This is a genomic window from Bordetella bronchiseptica (assembly GCF_900636925.1).
Lineage (GTDB): Bacteria > Pseudomonadota > Gammaproteobacteria > Burkholderiales > Burkholderiaceae_B > Bordetella > Bordetella pertussis.
In genome coordinates, this window is the sequence record NZ_LR134326.1 from 1,819,564 (window position 1) to 1,840,998 (window position 21,435).

The 21,435-nt window shown below is 63.0% G+C and carries 18 protein-coding genes and 1 pseudogene; 15 read left to right on the forward strand and 4 right to left on the reverse strand.

Going from position 1 to position 21,435, the window contains the following annotated elements; all coding sequences use genetic code 11:
- Positions 1 to 209: 209 nt before the first annotated feature.
- The 5 genes from EL288_RS08435 to EL288_RS08455 all read left to right on the forward strand — a co-directional run bounded on the left by EL288_RS08435 (position 210) and on the right by EL288_RS08455 (position 5,047).
- Positions 210 to 1,355 (forward strand): branched-chain amino acid ABC transporter substrate-binding protein, encoded by a 1,146-nt coding sequence (locus tag EL288_RS08435; protein WP_003812857.1) that lies wholly within the window; start codon positions 210 to 212, stop codon positions 1,353 to 1,355.
- Positions 1,356 to 1,504: 149 nt separating this feature from the next.
- Positions 1,505 to 2,434, forward strand: coding sequence for a branched-chain amino acid ABC transporter permease (locus EL288_RS08440; RefSeq protein ID WP_003812854.1), 930 nt, complete (start codon positions 1,505 to 1,507; stop codon positions 2,432 to 2,434).
- Entirely contained in the window at positions 2,431 to 3,519 is a 1,089-nt protein-coding gene (locus EL288_RS08445) for an ABC transporter permease subunit (RefSeq protein WP_003812851.1), read from the forward strand. The genes EL288_RS08440 and EL288_RS08445 overlap by 4 nt, the downstream gene beginning before the upstream one ends.
- Positions 3,516 to 4,319, forward strand: coding sequence for an ABC transporter ATP-binding protein (locus tag EL288_RS08450; RefSeq protein ID WP_003812849.1), 804 nt, complete (start codon positions 3,516 to 3,518; stop codon positions 4,317 to 4,319). Before EL288_RS08445 ends, EL288_RS08450 begins: the two co-directional genes overlap by 4 nt.
- The gene (locus EL288_RS08455; protein WP_003812846.1) at positions 4,316 to 5,047 is read left to right on the forward strand and encodes an ABC transporter ATP-binding protein; all 732 of its coding nucleotides are present in this window, start codon (positions 4,316 to 4,318) and stop codon (positions 5,045 to 5,047) included. Before EL288_RS08450 ends, EL288_RS08455 begins: the two co-directional genes overlap by 4 nt.
- A 57-nt stretch (positions 5,048 to 5,104) precedes the next feature.
- Here EL288_RS08455 and EL288_RS08460 read toward each other — a convergent pair whose 3' ends face one another.
- Complete coding sequence (locus EL288_RS08460) at positions 5,105 to 6,394, reverse strand: MFS transporter (protein ID WP_003812845.1); 1,290 nt, start codon at positions 6,392 to 6,394, stop codon at positions 5,105 to 5,107.
- A gap of 96 nt (positions 6,395 to 6,490) precedes the next feature.
- Here EL288_RS08460 and EL288_RS08465 point away from each other — a divergent pair, with 96 nt between their 5' ends.
- Positions 6,491 to 7,093, forward strand: a complete 603-nt coding sequence (locus EL288_RS08465; RefSeq protein WP_010926356.1) for a TetR/AcrR family transcriptional regulator — start codon at positions 6,491 to 6,493, stop codon at positions 7,091 to 7,093.
- A gap of 232 nt (positions 7,094 to 7,325) precedes the next feature.
- A pseudogene (bapC, locus tag EL288_RS08470) lies at positions 7,326 to 10,308 on the forward strand (autotransporter BapC).
- Positions 10,309 to 10,370: 62 nt separating this feature from the next.
- Here the strand turns inward: bapC and amt are convergent.
- Both amt and EL288_RS08480 read right to left on the reverse strand, forming a co-directional pair.
- A complete protein-coding gene (gene amt / locus EL288_RS08475) occupies positions 10,371 to 11,609 on the reverse strand; it encodes an ammonium transporter (RefSeq protein ID WP_003812841.1) in 1,239 nt (412 codons plus the stop codon).
- A gap of 25 nt (positions 11,610 to 11,634) precedes the next feature.
- Complete coding sequence (locus tag EL288_RS08480; RefSeq protein WP_003812839.1) at positions 11,635 to 11,973, reverse strand: P-II family nitrogen regulator; 339 nt, start codon at positions 11,971 to 11,973, stop codon at positions 11,635 to 11,637.
- Positions 11,974 to 12,682: 709 nt separating this feature from the next.
- Between EL288_RS08480 and EL288_RS08485 the strand changes: the two genes are divergently transcribed.
- Together EL288_RS08485 and EL288_RS08490 are read left to right on the forward strand one after the other, a co-directional pair.
- Complete coding sequence (locus tag EL288_RS08485) at positions 12,683 to 12,949, forward strand: accessory factor UbiK family protein (RefSeq protein ID WP_010931105.1); 267 nt, start codon at positions 12,683 to 12,685, stop codon at positions 12,947 to 12,949.
- 106 nt (positions 12,950 to 13,055) lie between these two features.
- On the forward strand, positions 13,056 to 13,337 hold the full coding sequence (locus EL288_RS08490) for a hypothetical protein (protein WP_126438278.1): 282 nt from the start codon (positions 13,056 to 13,058) through the stop codon (positions 13,335 to 13,337).
- Here the strand turns inward: EL288_RS08490 and EL288_RS08495 are convergent.
- Positions 13,334 to 14,254, reverse strand: a complete 921-nt coding sequence (locus EL288_RS08495) for a LysR substrate-binding domain-containing protein (RefSeq protein WP_080703554.1) — start codon at positions 14,252 to 14,254, stop codon at positions 13,334 to 13,336. The genes EL288_RS08490 and EL288_RS08495 overlap by 4 nt on opposite strands.
- A gap of 25 nt (positions 14,255 to 14,279) precedes the next feature.
- On the opposite strand from EL288_RS08495, the gene EL288_RS08500 reads away from it, so the two are divergent.
- The 6 genes from EL288_RS08500 (at position 14,280) to EL288_RS08525 (ending at position 21,420) form a co-directional block, all read left to right on the forward strand.
- Positions 14,280 to 15,422, forward strand: coding sequence for an acrylyl-CoA reductase family protein (locus EL288_RS08500; protein WP_197722589.1), 1,143 nt, complete (start codon positions 14,280 to 14,282; stop codon positions 15,420 to 15,422).
- A gap of 1 nt (position 15,423) precedes the next feature.
- The gene (locus tag EL288_RS08505; RefSeq protein ID WP_033448306.1) at positions 15,424 to 16,638 is read left to right on the forward strand and encodes a CaiB/BaiF CoA transferase family protein; all 1,215 of its coding nucleotides are present in this window, start codon (positions 15,424 to 15,426) and stop codon (positions 16,636 to 16,638) included.
- Between the two features lie 125 nt (positions 16,639 to 16,763).
- Positions 16,764 to 17,741 carry a Bug family tripartite tricarboxylate transporter substrate binding protein gene (locus tag EL288_RS08510; protein WP_033448305.1) on the forward strand — a complete coding sequence of 326 codons (978 nt, stop codon included), beginning with the start codon at positions 16,764 to 16,766 and terminating at the stop codon, positions 17,739 to 17,741.
- Positions 17,742 to 17,833: 92 nt separating this feature from the next.
- Positions 17,834 to 18,985 carry an acyl-CoA dehydrogenase family protein gene (locus EL288_RS08515; RefSeq protein ID WP_033448304.1) on the forward strand — a complete coding sequence of 384 codons (1,152 nt, stop codon included), beginning with the start codon at positions 17,834 to 17,836 and terminating at the stop codon, positions 18,983 to 18,985.
- Positions 18,986 to 19,000: 15 nt separating this feature from the next.
- Positions 19,001 to 20,371, forward strand: coding sequence for an MmgE/PrpD family protein (locus EL288_RS08520; protein ID WP_033458879.1), 1,371 nt, complete (start codon positions 19,001 to 19,003; stop codon positions 20,369 to 20,371).
- Between the two features lie 98 nt (positions 20,372 to 20,469).
- The gene (locus EL288_RS08525) at positions 20,470 to 21,420 is read left to right on the forward strand and encodes an IS481 family transposase (RefSeq protein ID WP_033458878.1); all 951 of its coding nucleotides are present in this window, start codon (positions 20,470 to 20,472) and stop codon (positions 21,418 to 21,420) included.
- Positions 21,421 to 21,435 lie beyond the last annotated feature (15 nt).

The window sequence follows — 21,435 nt, forward strand, 5'->3', positions numbered from 1 at the left end:
ATCGAAGTTGGTTGTACTCGTTCGACAATCCGGTCCCACCCGGAGCGGACGCGCTGTCACTGTAATCCGACACGGGGCCTGCAAGCACTGGACGAACTCCCGCCCAGGCCCTAGTGTTTATAGCCACGCCCACGGCGCGGCCAGTATCCGGCAAACCGGGCCACAAGCCTGGCATAACAGATATCTAGTGCGACACATCGGAGGAAACCATGACCTTGCGCACCCCCATCAAAATGCTGGCAGCGGGCATTGCCGCCGCCTGCCTGGCTGGTGTGGCCCAAGCGGCCGATATCAAGTTCGGCTTCGCGGCGCCCCTGACCGGCCCGCAGTCCCATTACGGCGAAGACATGCAGAACGGTCTGACGCTGGCGCTGGAAGAAGCAAATCAGAAGGGCGTGACCGTGGGCGGCAAGCCCGCCAAGTTCGTGCTGGTCTCGCGCGACGACCAGGCCGATCCGCGCGTTGCCGTGCAGGTGGCCCAGCAGCTGGTGGACCAGGAGGTCAACGGCATCCTCGGCCACTTCAACTCGGGCACCACCATCCCGGCGTCGCGCGTCTACCATGACGCGGGCCTGCCGCAGATCGCCATGGCGACCTCGCCCGAATATACCAACCAGCAGTACGAGACGACCTTCCGCATGATGACCAGCGACACCCAGCAGGGCGCCGCGGTCGGCAAGTTCATGGTCGAGAAGCTGAACGCCAAGAAGGTCGCCATCATCGACGACCGCACGGCCTACGGCCAGGGGCTGGCCGACGAGGTCGAGAAGGCCGTCAAGGCGGCCGGCGGGCAGGTGGTGCGGCGCGAGTACACCACCGACAAGGCCAACGATTTCACGTCCATCCTGACCAACATCAAGGGCGTGGCGCCCGATGCCATCTTCTATGGCGGGCTGGACGCGCAGTCCGGCCCCATGAAGCGCCAGCTGGCCACGCTGGGCCTGAAGGCGCCGCTGGTGTCCGGCGAGATGACGCGCAGCGACACCTTCATCAAGCTGGCCGGCGATGCGGCCGACGGCACCTACGCCTCGCTGGCCGGCGTGCCGCTGGAGAAAATGGCCGCCGGCAAGGAGTTCGCCAAGCGCTATGAAGAGCGCTTCAAGAAGGCGCCCGGCGTCTACGCTCCCTACGCCTATGACGGCGCCTGGAACATGATCACCGCCATCGAGAAGGCGGGTTCGGCCGATCCGTCCAAGTACCTGCCGGAACTGGCCAAGCTGTCGCGCAAGGGCGCCACCAGCGAACACATTGCCTACGACGCCAAGGGCGACCTCAAGGAAGTTGCGGTCACCATCTACGAAGTCAAGAATGGCAAGTGGGAAATGGTTGAAACCATGGTGAGCCAGGCCAACTGATCGGCCTGTGCCGGCGGCGCGGCCCCCCCGGGGGCGCCGCGCCGCCATTTGCCGCAGCCGCGCCGCCGCCGGGCGCCGCGCGCTGCCAGTGGCGTCGCGTTTCCGATCGCTGCGTCGCTTCGTCTCCCTCGGCTGGAACGAACGCTCGTATGGATATTTTCACTCAACAGATAATCAATGGCCTGACGCTGGGCAGCGTGTATGCGCTGGTCGCGCTGGGCTATACGATGGTGTACGGCATCATCGGCCTGATCAACTTCGCGCATGGCGACGTGGTCATGATCGGCGCGATGGCGGCGACCATGGTCGCCGCCGCCCTGGTGGGCGGCGATCCGTCCACGTCGGCCTTCGCCGTCCTCGGCGCCGGCCTGCTGGTCTCGGTGCCCCTGTGCATGGCCGTGGGCTGGACCGCCGAACGCGTGGCGTACCGGCCCTTGCGCCGCGCGCCGCGGCTGGCCGCGCTGATCACCGCCATCGGCGTATCCATCATCCTGCAGAACGTGGCGATGATGGTGTGGGGCCGCAATTACCTCAACTTTCCCCAGGTGCTCACGCCCGCCGTGTTCGAGATCGGCGGGGCGCGCATGAGCATGCTGCAGATCGCCATCGTGGTCATCGCCGCGCTGATCATGGGCGCGCTGCTGCTGGTCGTGCACAAGACGCGGCTGGGTACCGCCATGCGGGCCACCGCGCAGAACCGCGAAGTGGCCGGCCTGATGGGCGTGAACATCAACACCGTGATCTCGGCGGCCTTCCTGATCGGTTCGGCGCTGGCGGCCATCGCCGGCATGATGGTCACCACCTATTACGGCGTGTCGCAGTACACCATGGGCTTCATGCTGGGCCTGAAGGCGTTCACCGCGGCGGTGCTGGGCGGCATCGGCAACCTGGTCGGGGCCATGGCCGGCGGCCTGCTGCTGGGCATCATTGAATCGCTGGGCTCGGGCTATATCGGCGACCTGACCGGCGGCTTCCTCGGCAGCCACTACCAGGATGTCTTCGCCTTCGTGGTGCTGGTGATGGTGCTGATCTTCCGGCCTTCGGGCTTGCTGGGCGAGCGCGTGGGAGACCGGGCATGACACGACAACCGAACAAGTCCGGGCTGTCGGCGCGCAACCTGGTCGGCATCGCGCTCATCGGCATCGTGCTGGCCGTGCTGCCCTTCGTGCTCGGCATGGCCGGGCAGAGCTGGGTGCGCATCCTCAACTTCGCGCTCCTGTACGTCATGCTGGCGCTGGGCCTGAACATCGTGGTGGGCTTTGCCGGTCTGCTCGACCTCGGCTATATCGCCTTCTATGCCGTGGGCGCGTACACCTGGGCCTTGCTGGCCTCGCCGCATTTCGGCCTGCACCTGCCGTTCTGGGCCATCCTGCCGATGGCATTGGGCGTGGCCTGCGTATTCGGCGTGCTGCTGGGCGCACCCACCCTGAAGCTGCGCGGCGACTACCTGGCCATCGTCACGCTGGGATTCGGCGAGATCATCCGCATTTTCCTCAACAACCTGAATGCGCCGGTCAACATCACCAACGGGCCGCAGGGCATCAACCGCATCGACGCCTTCAAGGTCGGAGACTTCGTCTTCGGACGCACCGAGACCATCCTGGGCATCCGCTTCACGGGGCCCGAGAAGTACTACTACCTGCTGGTGCTGCTGACGCTGCTGATCATCGTGGTGTGCGTGCGCCTGCAGAATTCGCGCATCGGGCGCGCCTGGGAAGCCATACGCGAAGACGAGATCGCGGCCAAGGCCATGGGCATCAACAGCCGCAACATCAAGCTGCTGGCCTTCGCCATGGGCGCCTCGTTCGGCGGCGTGGCCGGCGCGCTGTTCGCCGCCATGCAAGGCTTCGTCAGCCCCGAGAGCTTCAGCCTGACGGAGTCGATCTCGGTGCTGTGCATGGTGGTGCTGGGCGGCATGGGCCATATTCCCGGCGTGATCCTCGGCGCGGTGATCCTGGCCGTCCTGCCCGAGTTTCTGCGCGCGGTGGTCGAGCCCGCGCAGCACCTGCTGTTCGGCGCCGTGGTGCTCGATCCCGAAGGCATCCGCATGCTGCTGTTCGGCCTGGCGATGGTGTGCGTCATGCTGTTCCGGCCGGCCGGCCTGTGGCCCTCGGCGGTGCGCAAGCGCGAACTGAGCAGCACGCGCCAGGGAGGTGCCGCATGAGCCGCATCCTGCACGCCCAGGGGCTGGGCAAGCGCTTTGGCGGGCTGCGCGCGCTGTCGGAAGTCAGCTTCGATATCGAGGCCGGCGAGATCTACGGGCTGATCGGCCCGAACGGCGCCGGCAAGACCACGCTGTTCAACGTGCTGACCGGGCTGTACGTCCCCGAAGAGGGACAGTGCGAGTTCAACGGCATGTCGCTGATCGGCAAGAAACCGCACGAGGTGGCCGCCGCCGGCCTGGCGCGCACCTTCCAGAACATCCGCCTGTTCGCCAACCTGAGCGCGATCGAGAACGTCATGATCGGCCGCCATGTGCGCACGCACGCGGGCGTGCTCGGCGCCGTGCTGCGCACTCGCGCCGAGCGGGCCGAGGAGGCCGCCATCGAACGGCGCGCGCAGGAGCTGCTGGAATATGTCGGCATCGGGCACCGCGCCAACGACGTGGCGCGTTCGCTGCCCTACGGCGACCAGCGGCGGCTCGAGATCGCCCGCGCGCTGGCGACCGATCCTCGGCTGCTGGCGCTGGACGAGCCCGCCGCCGGCATGAACGCCTCGGAAACCGTGGTGTTGCGCCAGCTGATCGAGAAGATCCGCACCGATGGCGTGACGGTGCTGCTGATCGAGCACGACATGAAGCTGGTCATGGGCCTGTGCGACCGGGTGCTGGTGCTGGAATACGGCAAGGTACTGTCGATGGGCCGGCCGGCCGAGGTGCAGCGCGATCCCAAGGTCATCGAAGCCTACCTGGGGGCCGGCGCGGCGCACGATCCCGAACTGCATACGACGGAGCAAGCACCATGACGGCATCGCAAGCGCTACTCGAATTGCGCGGCCTGCAAGTGGCCTACGGCGGCATCCGGGCCGTGCGCGGCATCGACCTGCGCGTCGATCCCGGCGAACTGGTCTGCCTGATCGGCGCCAATGGCGCGGGCAAGAGCACGACCTTGCGCGCCATCTGCGGCCTGGTGCCGCTGGCCGGCGGGCAGGTGCTGTACGACGGGCAGTCCATCGGCGGCCAGCCGTCATTCGCCCTGGTGCGCAAGGGCCTGGTGATGGTGCCGGAAGGCCGCGGCATCTTCGGCCAGCTCACCATCGAGGAAAACCTCGCCATGGGGGCCTACGTGCGGCGCGATGCCGCGCAGGTGCGCCAGGACACCGAGCGGGTGTTCACGCTGTTTCCGCGTTTGGCCGAGCGGCGCCGCCAGGCCGCCGGCACGCTGTCCGGCGGCGAGCAGCAGATGGTCGCGATGGGGCGCGCCATGATTGCGCGGCCGCGCCTGCTGCTGCTGGACGAGCCGTCGATGGGCCTGGCGCCGCTGATGGTCGACAAGGTGTTCGAAGTGGTGCGCACCATCGCGGCCGAGGGCGTGACCATATTGCTGATCGAGCAGAATGCCCGCCTGGCGCTCGAACATGCCGACCGCGGCTATGTGATGGAATCGGGCGAGATCACGCTGTCCGGGCCGGCCCGCGAGATGTTGCACGATCCCAAGGTGCGCGCGGCCTATCTGGGCGAAGTCGAGGCCTGAGCCTGTCCGCACGCACGGGCGCCGATTCTTCTTGCGGAACCGGCGCCCGTGCCGCGTTCAGGCTTCGGCCAGCGCCGTCGGGCGCGGCTTGCGATTGATCATCAGGGCAATGACCGCGGCGATCAGGCCGGTGCTGCCGGCCAGTACGAAAGCCATCAGGTAGCTGCCCGTGGTTTCGCGTACCACGCCGCCCATCCAGGCGGCGCTGGCCGCGCCCAACTGGTGGCCGGCGACGATCCAGCCGAAGACGATGGGGGCGTCGCGATCGCCAAAGGCTTCGGTGGTCAGGCGCAGTGTCGGCGGCACGGTGGCGATCCAGTCCAGCCCGAAGAAAATCGCGAACAGCGACAGGCTGTAGAACGAGAAGTCCGAGTAGGGCAGGTACATCAGCGACAGGCCGCGCAGGCTGTAATAGACGAACAGCAGCCTGCGCGGGTCGTAGCGGTCGGTCAGCCAGCCCGAGGCCGTCGTGCCCACCAGGTCGAAGATGCCCATCAGCGCCAGCAGGCCGGCCGCCTGCACTTCGGCGATGCCGTGGTCGCCGCACAGGGCGATCAGGTGCGTGCCCACCAGGCCATTGGTGGTAAAGCCGCACACGAAGAAGGTCGCGAACAGATACCAGAACGTACGGGTGCGCGCTGCGCGCCGCAAAGCGCCGAAGGTGGCGGCCAGCAGGCCGGTACGCGGCGCGACCGACGGCTCGGGCGTGTCCGGCGCGCTGCCATAGGAGCGCAGGCCGACATCGGCGGGCCGGTCGGGCACCAGCCACCAGGCAAGGGGCGCCATCAGCGCGGCGCCGGCAGCTACCGCCCAGACCACGCGGGTCCAGTCGCCGGAAGCCGCCAGGGCCGCCAGCACGGGCAGGAACAGCAGATTGCCGGTGGCCGTGCTGGCCGTCAGCAAGCCCATCATCAGCCCGCGGCGCGTGGTGAACCAGCGATTGACGATGGTCGCGCCCAGGACCACCGCGACCGCCCCCGAGCCTATCCCGGAGAACACGCCCCAGGTCAGCAGCAGGTGCCACGACTCGGTCATGAAAGCGCTGGCCGCGCTGGAGGCGGCCATCAGCAGCAGGGCGCCGATCAACACGCGGCGCAGGCCGAAGTGTTCCATGGCGGCGGCGGCGAACGGGCCCGCCAGGCCATACAGGAAAATACCGATCGCCGCCGCCAGGGAGATCGTGCTGCGGCTCCATCCGAAGGCCTGCTCCAGCGGCACGATCAGCACGCTGGGCGTGGAGCGCAGGCCGGCCGACACCAGCAGCGAGAAGAAAATCACGGCCACCACGACGAAGGCGTACTTTTGTCCCAGGTGGCGAAACGGCGGTGGCAGGCGCGTTATACTCATGTTACTGACCGGTACGTAGTGTGGAGCTCGCATCGTACGTACCGGTCAGTAACATCGTCAAGCAGTTTTTGGCGACCCCGATTTCCAGGAGCCCGCATGTCCCGTAAATCCGCTCCGTCGTCCACCGCCGCGCCGGCGCCCAAGCTGGCCGCCGACCGTATCCGCGCCACCGCGCGCGAACTGTTCTACCGCGAAGGCATCCGCGCGGTGGGGGTCGACGCCATCGTCTCGGCCGCCGGCGTCACCAAGCCCAGCCTGTACCGCAGCTTCTCGTCCAAGGACGAACTGGCCGCGTCGTACCTGCGCGACTACGAGGCGGAGTTCTGGAGTCGCTTCGATGCCGGCGCGCAACGCTATCCCGACGATCCGCGCGCGCAGCTGCGGCTGTATCTGGAAAGCCTGGCCAGGCGCGCCGTGGCGGCGGGGCCGTACCGCGGTTGCGGACTGAGCAACGCGGCCGTGGAATATCCCGATCCGGACCATCCCGCGCGCCTGGTGGCCGAGGCGCACAAGCGCGAACTGCGCAAGCGTCTCGTCGAGATGGCGCGCCGCATGGGCGCGCGCGAGCCCGAGATCCTCGGTGACGGCCTGATGCTGCTCATCGAGGGCGCTTTCATCTCCGGCCAGTTGTTCCACGGCGATGGGCCGGCGCGCCATGTCGCCCTGCTGGCCGACAGATTAATCGAAGCCAGCCTGTAGTCACCCCGTTTCGTATTCGTTCGATTTCCAAACCGCCTCTCGAGGCGGTTTTTTTTTGGGAGGGGAGGGCGATGTGCTGCGCGTAAGTCCGCCATTTTCGTACGTATTCGGGTGCTGATTGCTGGTACCGCGATATATGGGCTTATTTGAAACTGGAGCGGCTTTTTCGCTGGGTGCCACGCACCTGTTCGCAGCAATTTTTTCACGGTCGTTTGTTGGCCTCCTATTTGATATGAATGACAGAAAATCCAACAGCGTGTCGCCAGTGGCGAGATATTTGCGTTTCGGCGTTGCCGCGGTAGCGGGTGTGGCGGCGGGCGCGTTGCCTTCGCCGGATGTCGATGCACAGGCCGCGCCGGCCGCCGCCGCGGCCGCCAAGATCGAGGCCTTGTCGGATACGGATATCTACAGCGACTACGAGCATGGCATCGTGATGGCTCCCGATAACAAGGACTACATCAGTTACAAGCCCGCCGAAGGCGGTCCCGAAGCCCCCCCCCCCCCCCCCCCCCCCCCCCCCCCCCCCCTTCAAACCTGCGCCCTATGTTTCATTGGGTAATGATGTCGTAGCCGAACGGATACGGGTGGACGTGCGCGGCGACGAAACCCTCGGCGTGTATGTCGACTCAGAGCACCGTTCGCTCACCGTGCGTGACAGCAGGATAGACGCGTACGGCAAGCCGCCTTCCATCGAGTCTCCCAATTATTACGGTGCCGCGGCTGTCTATGCCGGCACGCTGAATATCGAGAATTCCACGGTTCGCCATAACTATGCGGCCCAGCCGTTCGAAGACGCGGTGGGCGTCGGGGTAACAGCGCTCGGCGAGAAGGCCATACTCAACGTTACCGACAGCGAGGTATCGGGTACCAGGGGCGCGGTCATCGGTTGGGGGGGCGAAGCGACATTTACCAATTCGGTCCTGCGTGGTTCGGCCTTCGGGCTGTACGCCGAAATGTGCGACACCTGCAGAGATGATGATGGCACGTCACCTTCGATTCGCGTTAGAGGCGGGGTTGTTCAGGGCGGCGTGGGTGCAAATAACGTCGCTGTGGTGGCAACGGGGCCTGGAAAGGTCGCGATCGAGAATGCGGAACTGCTCGGAGCCAGCGGCATGTACGCCACGTTCGGCGCGCAGGTCGATATGAAGGGCGGGCGCATTCTGGCGCACAATACCAATGTCATCGGAAGCCAGGATTACGCCGATGGTCCCTATGGCGGCGTGGTCCTGACAGAGGACGGTCAAGTCAACCTGGAGGACGTCAAGGTCAGTGCAACTGGCCTGGGGGCCGCCGGCTTGTGGTTGCTGGGCGACAAGGACACCAGCCCGCGAGCCAACCTGCGCAATACCGACATGCACGGAGAAGTCGCCGCCATTGCGCTGGGGTTCAATGGCGAGGCGAACATCTCGGGCGGCAGCTTGAGCGTGGAAGATGGGGCCGTGCTCACCACTCTGACGCCCGATGCAGTCGAGTATTACTACGACTACGCCTTGTCCATGGAGCATCCGGCCGCTGATGCGCCGTTGACGCCGGTCCGCGTCACGCTGTCCGACGGCGCGCGCGCCAGCGGAGAAACGTTGATCGCGCATGGCGGGCTGTTGCCGATGACGCTGCGCTTGAGCAGCGGGGCCGACGCCCGCGGCGACATCGTCACACTGCCGCCTTCCGCGCCGCCCGATTCCGCGGAGCAACCGGATGCCGAGCCGAGACCGGACGCCGCGGCGCAGTCGGACGCCAAGGCGAAAGCGCGGGTCATGGCGCAGGTAGATGGCGGGGAACCTGTTGCCGTACCGATTCCGGCCTCTTCGCATCCCGATGCCCCGATCGACGTGTTCATCGACAGTGGCGCCCAATGGCGGGGCATCACCAACACCGTCAATGCGTTGCGCATCAAGGACGGCACCTGGACCGTCACCGGGTCGTCCGCGGTGAACAGCCTGCACCTGCAGGCTGGCAAGGTGGCGTACGCAACGCCTGCCGAAAGCGACGGAAAATTCAAACACCTGCGAGTCAAGACCCTGTCGGGAAGCGGCCTGTTCGAAATGAACGCCAGCGCCGACCTGAGCGATGGCGATTTGCTGGTCGTGTCCGACGAGGCCAGCGGGCAGCACAAGGTGCTGGTGCGAGGAGCCGGCACGGAACCCACCGGTGTAGAAAGCCTGACGCTGGTCGAGCTGCCCAAGGGCAGCCAGGCGGGGTTCACGCTTGCCAACCGGGGCGGGGTGGTCGACGCCGGCGCGTTCCGCTATCGCCTGACGCCGGACAACGGTGTCTGGGGCCTGGAACGGACCAGCCAGCTTTCGGCCGTCGCCAACGCGGCCTTGAATACCGGTGGCGTGGGCGCGGCCAGCAGCATCTGGTATGCGGAAGGCAATGCGCTCTCCAAGCGCCTGGGCGAGTTGCGGCTCGATCCCGGCGCGGGCGGCTTCTGGGGGCGCACGTTCGCCCAGAAGCAGCAGCTCGACAACAAGGCTGGCCGACGCTTCGACCAGAAGGTGTATGGTTTCGAACTGGGGGCCGACCATGCCATCGCGGGACAGCAAGGGCGGTGGCACGTGGGCGGCCTGCTGGGCTATACCCGCGCAAGGCGCAGCTTCGTCGATGACGGCGCCGGGCATACCGACAGCGCGCATATCGGGGCCTACGCGGCGTACGTGGCGGACAACGGCTTCTATTTCGATTCGACCCTGCGCGCCAGCCGCTTCGAGAACGACTTCACGGTAACGGCCACCGACGCCGTCTCCATACGGGGCAAGTACCGGGCCAATGGGGTAGGCGCCACGTTGGAGGCCGGCAAGCGTTTCACGTTGCACGACGGCTGGTTTGTCGAACCTCAGTCCGAGGTGTCGCTGTTCCATGCCAGCGGCGGAACCTACCGTGCCGCGAACAATCTGTCGGTCAAGGACGAAGGCGGCACCTCCGCCGTGCTGCGCCTGGGCTTGGCGGCCGGGCGGCGCATCGAACTGGGCAAAGACCGCGTGATCCAGCCCTATGCCACCCTGAGCTGGCTGCAGGAATTCAAAGGCGTCACGACCGTCCGCACCAACGGGTACGGGCTGCGCACCGACCTGGGGGGCGGCCGCGCAGAGCTGGCATTGGGCCTGGCCGCCGCGCTGGGGCGTGGCCACAAGTTCTACACTTCGTACGAGTACGCCAAGGGCAACAAGCTGACTTTGCCTTGGACGTTCCACCTGGGCTATCGCTACGCCTGGTAGCGGCGCATCGCAACAACGGGGTCGTGATGACCCCGTTGTTGCATTTCCGGGCCGCGCTGCGGTCAGCTGTGGTAGGCCGATTCGCCGTGGCTGGTCACGTCCAGTCCTTCGCGTTCCTGGTCTTCCGGTACGCGCAGTCCGCACAGTTTGTCGGCGATCTTGTAGGCGATCCAGGCCACCACGGCGGACCACACGATCGTCAGCAGCACGCCTTCGAGCTGCACCCACACTTGGCCGGCGATTGCGCCAGCGCTGTCCAGGCCGGGGCCGCCCAGCACCTTGGCATTGAACACCCCGGTCAGCAGGGCGCCGACGATGCCGCCCACGCCATGGACGCCGAACACATCGAGGGCGTCATCGGCGCGCAGCAGACGCTTCAGGCCGTTTACTCCCCAGACGCAGACCACGCCGGCGGTCACGCCGATGACCAGGGCGCCGACCGGGCCGACCAGGCCGGCGGCGGGCGTGATGCCGACCAGGCCCGCCACGGCGCCCGAGGCCGCACCCAGCATCGAGGGTTTGCCCTTGACGGCCCATTCCGTGAACAGCCAGCCCAGCACTGCGCCCGCGGTGGCGATCATGGTGTTGAAGAACGCCAGGGTGGCGCCGTCGCTGGCCGCCAGCGACGAGCCGGCGTTGAAGCCGAACCAGCCGACCCACAGCAGCGCCGCGCCGATGAAGGTCATCGGCAGGTTGTGCGGCTGCATCGCTTCGCGGCCATAGCCGATGCGTCGGCCTACCACGTACGCGCCGACCAGTCCGGCCACTCCCGCATTGATGTGCACCACGGTGCCGCCGGCGAAATCCAGCGCGCCGCGGGCATTGAGCAGGCCCGGCGCGGTTTCGGAGGCGAACCAGACCATGTGCGCGATCGGGATATAGGCAAAGGTGAACCAGATCACCGTGAACACCAGCACGGCCGAAAAACGCGCGCGCTCGGCGAAGCTGCCCACGATCAGGGCGCAGGTGATGCCCGCGAAGGTCGCCTGGAACGAGGCGAACAAGAGCTCGGTGAGCGTGCCCGACAGCGTGTACGTGCCATCGGCCGGCGTGAACATGCCGGAGAAGAACGTGCGCGACAGGCCGCCGAAGAAGGCGTTGCCTTCGGTGAAGGCCAGCGAGTAGCCGTAGGCGAACCACAGCAGCAGCCCGAGAGCGAAGGTGCACAGCACTTGCAGCAGCACCGACAGTACGTTTTTGCTGCGCACCAGGCCGCCGTAGAACAGGGCCAGGCCGGGCACCGCCATCATCAATACCAGCAGTGTCGAAACCAGCAGCCAGGAGATATCGGCTTTATCCATTTTTGTGGGCTCCAGGGAGTCGTGTTTACAGGGCGGCCTCACCGGACTCGCCGGTGCGGATGCGGATGACTTCCTCGAGCGGGGCGGTGAATATCTTGCCGTCCCCGATCTTGCCGGTGCGGGCCGACTGTTCGATCGCCTCGATCACCTGGTCCACCAGGTGATCCGGCACGGCCGCCTCGACCCGCAGCTTGGGCAGGAAGTCGACGGCGTATTCGGCGCCGCGGTAAAGCTCGGTATGGCCTTTCTGGCGTCCGAAGCCCTTCACCTCGGTGACGGTCAGGCCCTGGACGCCGATATCGGACAGGGCCATCCGCACTTCGTCCAGCTTGAAGGGCTTGATGATGGCGATGACGAGTTTCATGGCGGTTCCTCTCATGGTTACGCGTAGGCATCAAGACCTATGCAAATTCCATGCCAAGTTTTTTCGTGCCTGCGGCCCCGGCCCCGCATGGCGGCGGGCATCCTGGACGTGCGCGCATGCGCCACAACAGGGCACGCCGAGTGGCGGATGCGCCACGCTGGTGCATGACGCGCCCAAAGCCGCCTAATGTTGAAACTAATTGTGTTTTTTCGGGCTGCTTTGTAGCCAATTGCGTGGAAATTGCAGATTGCTGCAAGGCGGGCAGGGGTTGTTTCGCGCTGTCCATGGCGCGCCGATGTCGATCGCGGACCCAATGCCCATGCGGCTTTCCGTCATGCCGGCAAGCCGGCCGGGGCGCCTGCCGCGCGCATTTGCCTGTCATAAATGTATCCACGCCTTGATACGCGGGTTTACACGTAAGCGCTTGGCGTTGCCGTGCCCCTCGGGAAGAATGGCCTGCATGGGTGGCGGCGTTGCCGCTATCCATGCAGGCCTGGAACGGTGTCGCGGCAATCGACCCCGTTCCGTTGGGCCACGGGGCGTAGCTGACGGCTGCTTCTCGGGATCGCCGGCTGGCGATTCAGTTTTTCTCCTGTGCTTTGAAAGGCGGCGCCGCTTGCGGGCCGCTTTTTTTTTCGCTTGGCGCCGGCGCTGCGCGAGGCTCTACACTGTGAGGTCAAGCAACAACCGACACGAAGGCGAGGAAGCCATGAACCGCACACAGCAATGGATGGAAGACCTGCAGAAGAACATTTCCGATCTTATCGCCCGCAGCCCGGCGGCGGATGTGGAGCGCAATGTGCGCGCGATGATGACGCAGACGTTCGCCCGGCTGGACCTGATCACCCGCGAAGAATTCGAGGTGCAGGTGGACCTGCTTGCCCGGGCGCGCACGCGGGTCGATCAATTGTCGGCGCAGGTGCAGCAGCTGGAAGCCCGCCTGGCCGCGCTCGAAGCCGGCAAGCCGCAAGCATAGGCAACCCTCCGGCCGCTCCCGCGGCGTGACGTTTCCGGCACGGCGCGCCCCCACGCCAGCTCCGTCTTGGCCATACTGGCGCATCGTCATCGCAGGGGAGTTGGCCATGACCCTGGCCGTATTGGCCAGCTGGGCGATCGCCGGCTGGCAGGCGCCCGCCGTGCGCGCAAGTTCCATGTGGAAACCCACCGCTTCCAGGTTGCAGGATGGGAGGAGGGACTATCGTAGCGGGCTTTACCCGGTCGACGATCCTGGGCCAGGTTTCCGAAAGTCGGCGCCATTCGCCGATGGCGAAGTCCTTCAATACGCCACAGATCGAATCCGTTTAACGGATCTACGTCAATTGCGAATGCGGCTGCGAGAAACTCCCGCCCGCAATGCCGGCTAATCGCCGACCATGGATCTGGAGCTCAGTTTAGAAGACTCATTCACGATCATACCCACGAGCTTGTCTACGTGAGGTGTACGACCGCGGTTTGCCGGCCGCAGCATGGCGTATGTCATGGCAATTTCGGGGGAAAATGGAATTTCGACCACATCATAAGAAGTTCCAAGAGAATGCATTGGCGTAATGATTGAAACGCCCATTCCGGATCCCACCATTTCACAAACTATATCTACGCTGTGGGTTTCATATTGCATGGCGCGTTTAATTTCGTGTTGCTCGAAGACTGTGTCGATCCGCTCCCTGACTAATGAGCTTTTCTGGAATGAGACAAAAGGGACGCCTCGGAGATCTTCAGGAAAGATCTCCGCCTTCTTGCTCAGGGGATGATTCTTGGGAACGATACATATTGCCCTAAGAATCATCAGCGGCTGAATTTCTATGGTCGGCGGAATATTGATAGGAAGAGTAACCAGGGCGATATCAAAATGATTGTCGACCAGGAAGTTCTCGATAAAGGCCCGATTCTGCACTCCGATTGATATTTTTATTTCCGGGTGTTCGGCCGAAAAGGCGGAGAGCGGGCGAGAAATCAGTACATTGATCAATCCAGGCAAGGCGGTGATTTCAATGGTTCCGGCGGAATTCTGCTGAATTTGGCCGACAAACGATGAGAGCCTGCGCATGGATTCGAGGACTACTTTTGCCTCGGCCCAGAATCTGACTCCTACGGGGGTCAACTCGAACCGGCCGCGCTCCCGCGTCAGCAACGGAAAACCGACGTCCTCTTCCAGCTGGGATATTAACCGACTCATGGCCGGCTGCGTGACATTGAAATGCTCGGCGGCGGCAGTAATCGTTTTATGATTTAAGACGCATTCCAGGGCGCGTAATTTGCGCGGGCTGATCGGCGTATGCATTTCTGATCTCCCAAGCTGGTCCCCGATGATTCATACCAAAATTGGTATGAATCATGCGGATTTATCATTGTACATCTCCATGCCTGAAACATTATGCTCCGGAAATCCTCTACAGCATTGGAGCGGCTTGATGGAACCAGATGGAATGGCAGTGCGGGCACGGGCAAGAACCGAACTTGAGTTTCGCGCGTTCCGCGTTGACCAGTCGGGCGGGCAATTGAGTTGTGGGTTTGAGAACTTGACGTTGGCGGACCTGGATGAGGGAGATTTGACGGTTCGTGTCATGTATTCCAGTGTCAATTATAAAGATGCCATGGCCGCTAGAGGGGTGGGCAGGAATGTCAGGACTGACCGCGCCTGCGTGACCGGTATTGATCTGGCCGGTGTCGTCGTTGCTTCACGTAATCCGGCGTTCAAGGCGGGCGACCAAATCGTGGCCACCAATTATGACCTCGGAGTTAATCATGATGGTGGCTATTCCGAATATGCCTGTATCCCCGCGGAATGGGCCGTGCAGCTACCGGAAGGATTGAGCGCGCTTGAGGCAATGGCGCTTGGCACGGCTGGACTGACCGCCGCGCTCGCCATCGATAAATTCGAACGCGCCGGCTTGAAGCCGGCTGACGGAACCGTGGCGGTGAGCGGAGCGACCGGTGGCGTAGGGAGTCTGGCAATCGACATGCTCGCACGGCGGGGCTATCAGGTGGTGGCGATTTCGAGAAAGGCCGCACAAGCCGCCTATCTGCGTGGAATCGGAGCGTCTTGCGTAATCGACCCCGGGACATTGGCTGGAAAGGACAAATCCCTGGCGGACAGGAGATGGGCTGCGGCCATCGATGGAGTTGGAGGTGAGTTGCTCGAGGCGCTGATGAAGCACATAAAAGAGCAGGGAATGGTCGCCGTTTGCGGGATGGCGTCCGGGCCGCGCTTCGATACCACTGTCTTTCCCTTCATTATGCGGGCATTGAGCTTATTTGGCATTAATGTATCCGGCACGCTTTCCATGCCGGATCGTATTGGGCTGTGGAGCCGGCTTGCATCCGATCTGAAACCCCAACACCTGGAAGACATGATCGAAGTCATTGCCTTCGACGATCTGAATCAGGCATTTGACAGGTTTTTGGATTCGTCCGTGCGCGGACGCATTGTCGTACGGATCGGAGAGTGAGATGCAGGAGAGCGCGACAGTTGCAGGCCCGTTTTCTGGGGTGCGGGTACTTGATCTGGGCCACGTCCTGGCCGGTCCCTTCGCGGCGACATTGTTGGGGGATTTTGGGGCCGATGTCATCAAGGTGGAAAGGATCGGGGAAGGGGATGCCGCTCGGATGATTGGGCCGCAGACGGAGTCCGGGCCGGTCTGGTGGAAATCGCTGGCGCGAAACAAGCGATCCATCGCTCTGGACTGGACTGGTGCCGAGGGGAGGGTAGTCCTGAAGCGGCTGGTGGAATGCTCCCAGGTGTTAATAGAGAACTTCCGGCCAGGCGTATTGGAGAGAAACGGGCTTTCTCCAGCCGTGTTGCATGAGTGGAACGAAAACCTGGTGATCTTGCGAATATCTGGGTATGGCCAGACGGGCCCGTACAGCGGCCGCCCTGGATTCGGCAAGCCCGCGGAAGCGTTGAGCGGGGTGGTTCACCTTACGGGAATGAGGGATGGTCCTCCCATGCATGCCGGTTTTGCGCTTGGCGACATGTCGGCTGGGCTGATGGGCGCTTATGGAGTCTCCATGGCCTTGTTTGCCATAGAACGAGGCATCGCAAAGGGGCAAATCATAGACCTCCCGATCTATGAAGCTCCCATGAGATTGCTCGATTATCACATTCCCGTCAGCACGGGCTGCGCCTACATTCCCAGACGTAATGGGAACCAGCAGCCGATGGGGTTGGGGCTTTCAGGAATATTCAGATCGAATGACGACCGTTGGATTTCCTACTCAGCGGCAACATTGGCGACGGCACGGCGCGTATTGAGGTTGGTCGGTGGGGACAGGCTTGCGGGTGATCCGCGTTTTTCGAGCATTGCGGGCATTAGTGAGCACGATACCGAGATAAATGTGCAGGTGGAAAAATGGATGGGCCGGCATGCGGCCGAAACAATAATCAAGGAATTCTCCGATGCGGCGGCTGTGGCGGCAATGGTCTACGACGCAAAGGACATTCTGGCCGATCCTCACATTGCGGAAAGAGGCAGCGCCGTCGGCGTCCCGGGCGAGACGATGAAAGTGGTCGCCCCGGTTCCAAAACTCAGCGCTACTCCGGGAAAGGTCAAATGGTTGGGGCCTGCGAAAGTAGGGCAGGATGGGGTGGACATATTGAAATCGATAATTGGCCTGCAGGACGAGGAGATCGAGAATCTGATCAAGAGCCATGTGATCGGCGCATGACGCCGTCGACGATGCATCATTTGTGCCTGACCAGGGGCGCTGGATCTTAATTACCTTGCGACGGGATGCGCGGCCAGTTTCCGACGACCTTCAGAAGCGTCAAATCCAGGAAAACAGGAGACGACATGAAAAAGCCATGGTTAATAGTCTTTGCCATTTCTACCGCGACGCTGGCCGCTGCCAGTCCGGCCCAAGAGGCTGCGACGGATACTTGGCCAAACCGACCGGTGGAAATAGTGCTTCCTTACAGCCCGGGTGGCACCGGGGACTTGCTGGCCAGGGCGTTGGCCGCCAAGCTGGAAAAGAAATTTCGCCAGCCATTCATCGTCCAATATAGGCCGGGCGCTTCAGGAACGATTGGCGCTGACAGGGTCGCCCGGGCCAGACCCGACGGCTATACGCTATTGATGGGCTACATGTCGGAGATGGCGCTGGTGCCATTCGTCAGCGAGACAAACTACAAGATTTCAGATTTCGAGCCAATTGTTCTGGCGGGAACCAGCCCCTTGGTCCTAACAGGAAATAAGAATCTCCCTGCTAAGAGCTTGGGCGAATTGCTCAGATTGTTGAAAAAGGCCGAACGACCCTATACCTATGCCTCGGCGGGTTTCGGCAGCCCGCAGCATTTTGCAGGCGAGCTGCTGAACAAGGAGGCGGGCCTTCACCTTGCGCATGTTCCTTATAAATCCGGGCCACAGGTAATGCAGGATCTGATAGGCGGTTATGCCGATGTGTATTTTGGTGGCATACCGTCATCCATAGCGCAAATACGCGCCGGAAATATCCATGCGTTCGGCGTGACAAGCAATAAGCGATCAAAGACGCTACCCGATGTGGAAACAATGGCCGAGGCTGGTATCGCCAATTTCCAGATGGAGGGATGGTTTGCGCTTTTTGCTCCCGGTAAGACTCCGGATGCCATCGTTGCGAAAATCAATCTGGCGGCCAGCGAGGCACTGCAATCGAAGGATGTGCAGGATTTGCTTGAAGAAAACGGGGCGGAAGTGGTCAGTATGTCCAGGATGGAGTTAAAGCGCTTCATTAATGCCGAGGCGGAGAAATACCGAGCCCTGGCAGAGGAACTGTCGATCAGGGCCAAGTAAGTCCGGCCACATATTCGAGTCCGGGAGCCAGGGCTGTCTGGCGATCCTCATTTCGACTTTTTCAACTTTCGGAATTTTTTCAGGCTATCAGAATGGAATTCGCCTTAAGCTCAGAGCAGAAAATGATCGTGGATGCAGCCCGGCGTGTCGTGGTCGGAGAGATCGCCCCGATATTGGCGCGTCATCCGGCCGACAAGCCGTTGCCACAGAGCGCCGCGCTGGAAATCATTCAAGCGGGCGCGCGCTTGGGAGTCGTGGGCGCCCGTATACCGGAAAGTGCTGGCGGGACGCAGATGAGTGTCCTGGACTATGGGTTGGTGTACGAGCAAATTCCTCCCGCTGCCGCGTTCATCCTACAGCCCCACGAGGCGAGCACCATGCGCCTGTACCACGGCGGTACGGACGAGCAACGTGAACGCTATCTGGCCGATATGCTGGCCGGACGCCGAATCGGCGCTTCAGCCATCACAGAGGCGGAAGTGGGATCGAACCCTCGGGAAGTCAAGGCGCAGGTGCGCCGCGACGGCAGGGAGCTGGTGGTCGATGGATGGAAAATGTGGATATCCAACGCAACTATCTGCGACCTCGTCAACGTGACTTGTCGTTTGAGAGAAACAAGCGGACAGGATAGATTGGTCCGGGTGCTCGTGGACAAGAAGGAAAGTGATTTCATCGCTAGAGATATTCCTGTTGCCGGCCTGCAGCAGTCACATTTGGGCGAACTCGTATTCGAGAATTGCCGGGTTCCGGAACGCAATCTCTGCGATGAAACAGGCGATACCGCCCGCGTTCTGACCATGGCCTGGTTGGCCAACCGTCCGCTGATTGGCTTGGGGGCCGTCCATCTCGCGCAGAGAGCGCTTGACGCGGCCAAGGAGTATGTCGGATACCGGCGCCAATTTGGAAAGCTCATTGGGGGGCACCAGCTCGTTCAACAGGATCTGGCGGACATGCAAACAGCGGTCGTTGCCAGCCGACTGCTCTGCTATCACGCGTTGGCGGCGATCGACCGTGGAGAGCGGGCCAATGGATTGTCGGCGATGGCGAAGCGGTTTGCCGTTGATGCTTGCGACCGGACAATTGCGTTAGCCATGCGGATTCATGGCTCCATGGGTTTGAGCCAGGAGTTGGGCCTCGAAAGACTCGCACGTGATGTCCGGATGTTGTCGATCCCGGACGGTACGCCTGGAATCCTGGCATTGATCCAGGGACGGGAGCTTGCAGGAATCGATGCTTTCCGGTGATCACGGAAACAAACCATGACTCCTTCACAATCGCTGGCTGCATTCGCTGCCCGGCTCAAGTTTGACCATTTGGAATCAGCCGTCGTCGACACCGCGCGCAGGCATATCCTGGATACCATCGGAGTCGGCCTCAGAGGGGCCAGGGAGGGGATGGCGCGGAAGGCCAGAGCCGGTGTCGTGGCCTTGCCGGGCGCGCCGGGAAGCGTGCCGGTCTGGGGGGCGAACGTCGGCCTTGCGGCCCCGTACGCGGCACTAGCCAACGGCGTGGCCTCCCATGCTCTTGATTTCGATGATACGCATACGGCCGCCATTGTGCATGGCAGCGCAATACTCGTTGCCACGGTGTTTGCAATGGCGGACGAACTGGACCTCTCGGGCGCGGAATTGATCACCGCGTTTGTGGCCGGTTGGGAGGTCGCGGCCCGCGTGGGCCTCGCCTCCAGGGGAACGCTGCATGACCGTGGCTACCACACATCTTCCGCCGCCGGCGTTTTCGGCGCGGCGACAGCGGCGGCCAAATTGCTCGGACTCAACGAGGAGAAAATATCGCATGCCATTGCGCTTGCTGGCAGCCAGGCATCGGGAATCAACGAGTACCAGGCGGATGGCAGCTCAGCCAAGATCTTTCATATCGGGTGGGCGGCCCATGCAGGTATCGTTGCAGCCTATTTGGCAAAGGCCGGAATGACGGGACCCGCGTCGATTTTCGAAGGAAGATATGGTTTTCTCAATGCATACGGTGATATCAGGCGGTCTGATATAGGCAAGCTGACGGAGGGCTTGGCTGTCTGGTGGGAATCGGCGCGGATATCGATCAAGCCGTATCCCTGCTGCCATCTGGCTCATGCGTTCATTGAGTGTGCGGACCGCATCAGGCGGCAGGGCGTCGATCCCGATCATATCTCACGCATTGAATGCGTAATCGATGGGTTGGGCAGCGCAATGATCTGCGAGCCGCAAGCGCTGAAGAAGCGCCCGCCGTCGGCGTACGCGGCGAAATTCAGTCTTCCTTTTCTGGTGGCTGTCACGCTGACGTTCGGCAAGGCAGCACACGCGACAGGCTCGAATGAGAGTCTGCACAATGGGAAAATCATCGATCTCGCTGCGCGCGTGGCTCATCGCATCGCGGAGCCGGGCGAAATAGGCTGTACGGATTCTTTTCCCGGTTGGGTCGTGGTGCATCTGAACGATGGTCGGCGCTTCGAGGAGCGTCTGGAGAAGAGCCTGGGCTCGCCAGGGAATCCGCTTCCCCGGCATGAGCTTGAAGAAAAATTCCTGGGCAATGCGGTCGGCCCTGGAATCCGGGCAGGGGCAATGCTCGCCATGCTGAACGCGCTGGAACATACCCGGATTCGCGATTTTCGTACGCTTCTGCGGGCCGCCTAGCTGTGAAGATTCAATAGGTTGTATGCATGGTTCATCCGAACCGGATTTGAGAAACTGGAAATCGCCAAACCCCCAGTTCACTCAAGGAGCCCGGACGGATGAACACCCATAAGCATGCCCGATTGACCTTCCTACGTCGACTCGAAATGGTCCAGCAATTGGTCACCCATCAAGTTTGCGTGTCTGAAGCGGCCCGCGCCTATGGGGTCACCGCGCCGACTGTGCGCAAATGGCTGGGCCGCTTCCTGGCTCAAGGCCAGGCGGGCCTGGCCGACGCGTCCTCGCGCCCGACGGTCTCGCCCCGAGCGATTGCGCCGGCCAAGGCGCTGGCCATCGTGGAGCTGCGCTGCAAGCGGCTGACCCAAGCGCGCATCGCCCAGGCCCTGGGCGTGTCAGCCAGCACCGTCAGCCGCGTCCTGGCCCGCGCCGGTCTGTCGCATCTGGCCGACCTGGAGCCGGCCGAGCCGGTGGTGCGCTACGAACATCAGGCCCCCGGCGATCTGCTGCACATCGACATCAAGAAGCTGGGACGTATCCAGCGCCCTGGCCACCGGGTCACGGGTAACCGACGCGATACCGTTGAGGGGGCCGGCTGGGACTTCGTCTTCGTGGCCATCGATGACCACGCCCGCGTGGCCTTCACCGACGTCCACCCCGACGAGCGCTTCCCCAGCGCCGTCCAGTTCCTCAAGGACGCAGTGGCCTACTACCAGCGCCTGGGTGTGACCATCCAGCGCTTGCTCACCGACAATGGCTCGGCCTTTCGCAGCCGCGCCTTCGCCGCGCTGTGCCGTGAGCTGGGCATCAAGCACCGCTTTACCCGACCTTACCGCCCACAGACCAATGGCAAGGCCGAACGCTTCATCCAGTCGGCCTTGCGTGAGTGGGCCTACGCCCACACCTACCAAAACTCCCAACACCGCGCCGATGCCATGAAATCCTGGCTACACCACTACAACTGGCATCGGCCCTACCAAGGTATCGGGCGCGCTGTACCCATCTCCAGACTCAACCTGGATGAATACAACCTATTGACAGTTCACAACTAGCCTTTCCTTTTCGCC

What these genes read in the sequence shown, in the direction of transcription:
- EL288_RS08435 (WP_003812857.1), top strand. Translation starts at nt 210, where the DNA reads ATGACCTTGCGCACCCCCATCAAAATGCTGGCAGCGGGCATTGCCGCC.
- EL288_RS08440 (WP_003812854.1), top strand. Translation starts at nt 1,505, where the DNA reads ATGGATATTTTCACTCAACAGATAATCAATGGCCTGACGCTGGGCAGC.
- EL288_RS08445 (WP_003812851.1), top strand. Translation starts at nt 2,431, where the DNA reads ATGACACGACAACCGAACAAGTCCGGGCTGTCGGCGCGCAACCTGGTC.
- EL288_RS08450 (WP_003812849.1), top strand. Translation starts at nt 3,516, where the DNA reads ATGAGCCGCATCCTGCACGCCCAGGGGCTGGGCAAGCGCTTTGGCGGG.
- EL288_RS08455 (WP_003812846.1), top strand. Translation starts at nt 4,316, where the DNA reads ATGACGGCATCGCAAGCGCTACTCGAATTGCGCGGCCTGCAAGTGGCC.
- EL288_RS08460 (WP_003812845.1), bottom strand. Translation starts at nt 6,394, where the DNA reads ATGAGTATAACGCGCCTGCCACCGCCGTTTCGCCACCTGGGACAAAAG.
- EL288_RS08465 (WP_010926356.1), top strand. Translation starts at nt 6,491, where the DNA reads ATGTCCCGTAAATCCGCTCCGTCGTCCACCGCCGCGCCGGCGCCCAAG.
- amt (WP_003812841.1), bottom strand. Translation starts at nt 11,609, where the DNA reads ATGGATAAAGCCGATATCTCCTGGCTGCTGGTTTCGACACTGCTGGTA.
- EL288_RS08480 (WP_003812839.1), bottom strand. Translation starts at nt 11,973, where the DNA reads ATGAAACTCGTCATCGCCATCATCAAGCCCTTCAAGCTGGACGAAGTG.
- EL288_RS08485 (WP_010931105.1), top strand. Translation starts at nt 12,683, where the DNA reads ATGAACCGCACACAGCAATGGATGGAAGACCTGCAGAAGAACATTTCC.
- EL288_RS08490 (WP_126438278.1), top strand. Translation starts at nt 13,056, where the DNA reads ATGACCCTGGCCGTATTGGCCAGCTGGGCGATCGCCGGCTGGCAGGCG.
- EL288_RS08495 (WP_080703554.1), bottom strand. Translation starts at nt 14,254, where the DNA reads ATGCATACGCCGATCAGCCCGCGCAAATTACGCGCCCTGGAATGCGTC.
- EL288_RS08500 (WP_197722589.1), top strand. Translation starts at nt 14,280, where the DNA reads ATGATTCATACCAAAATTGGTATGAATCATGCGGATTTATCATTGTAC.
- EL288_RS08505 (WP_033448306.1), top strand. Translation starts at nt 15,424, where the DNA reads ATGCAGGAGAGCGCGACAGTTGCAGGCCCGTTTTCTGGGGTGCGGGTA.
- EL288_RS08510 (WP_033448305.1), top strand. Translation starts at nt 16,764, where the DNA reads ATGAAAAAGCCATGGTTAATAGTCTTTGCCATTTCTACCGCGACGCTG.
- EL288_RS08515 (WP_033448304.1), top strand. Translation starts at nt 17,834, where the DNA reads ATGGAATTCGCCTTAAGCTCAGAGCAGAAAATGATCGTGGATGCAGCC.
- EL288_RS08520 (WP_033458879.1), top strand. Translation starts at nt 19,001, where the DNA reads ATGACTCCTTCACAATCGCTGGCTGCATTCGCTGCCCGGCTCAAGTTT.
- EL288_RS08525 (WP_033458878.1), top strand. Translation starts at nt 20,470, where the DNA reads ATGAACACCCATAAGCATGCCCGATTGACCTTCCTACGTCGACTCGAA.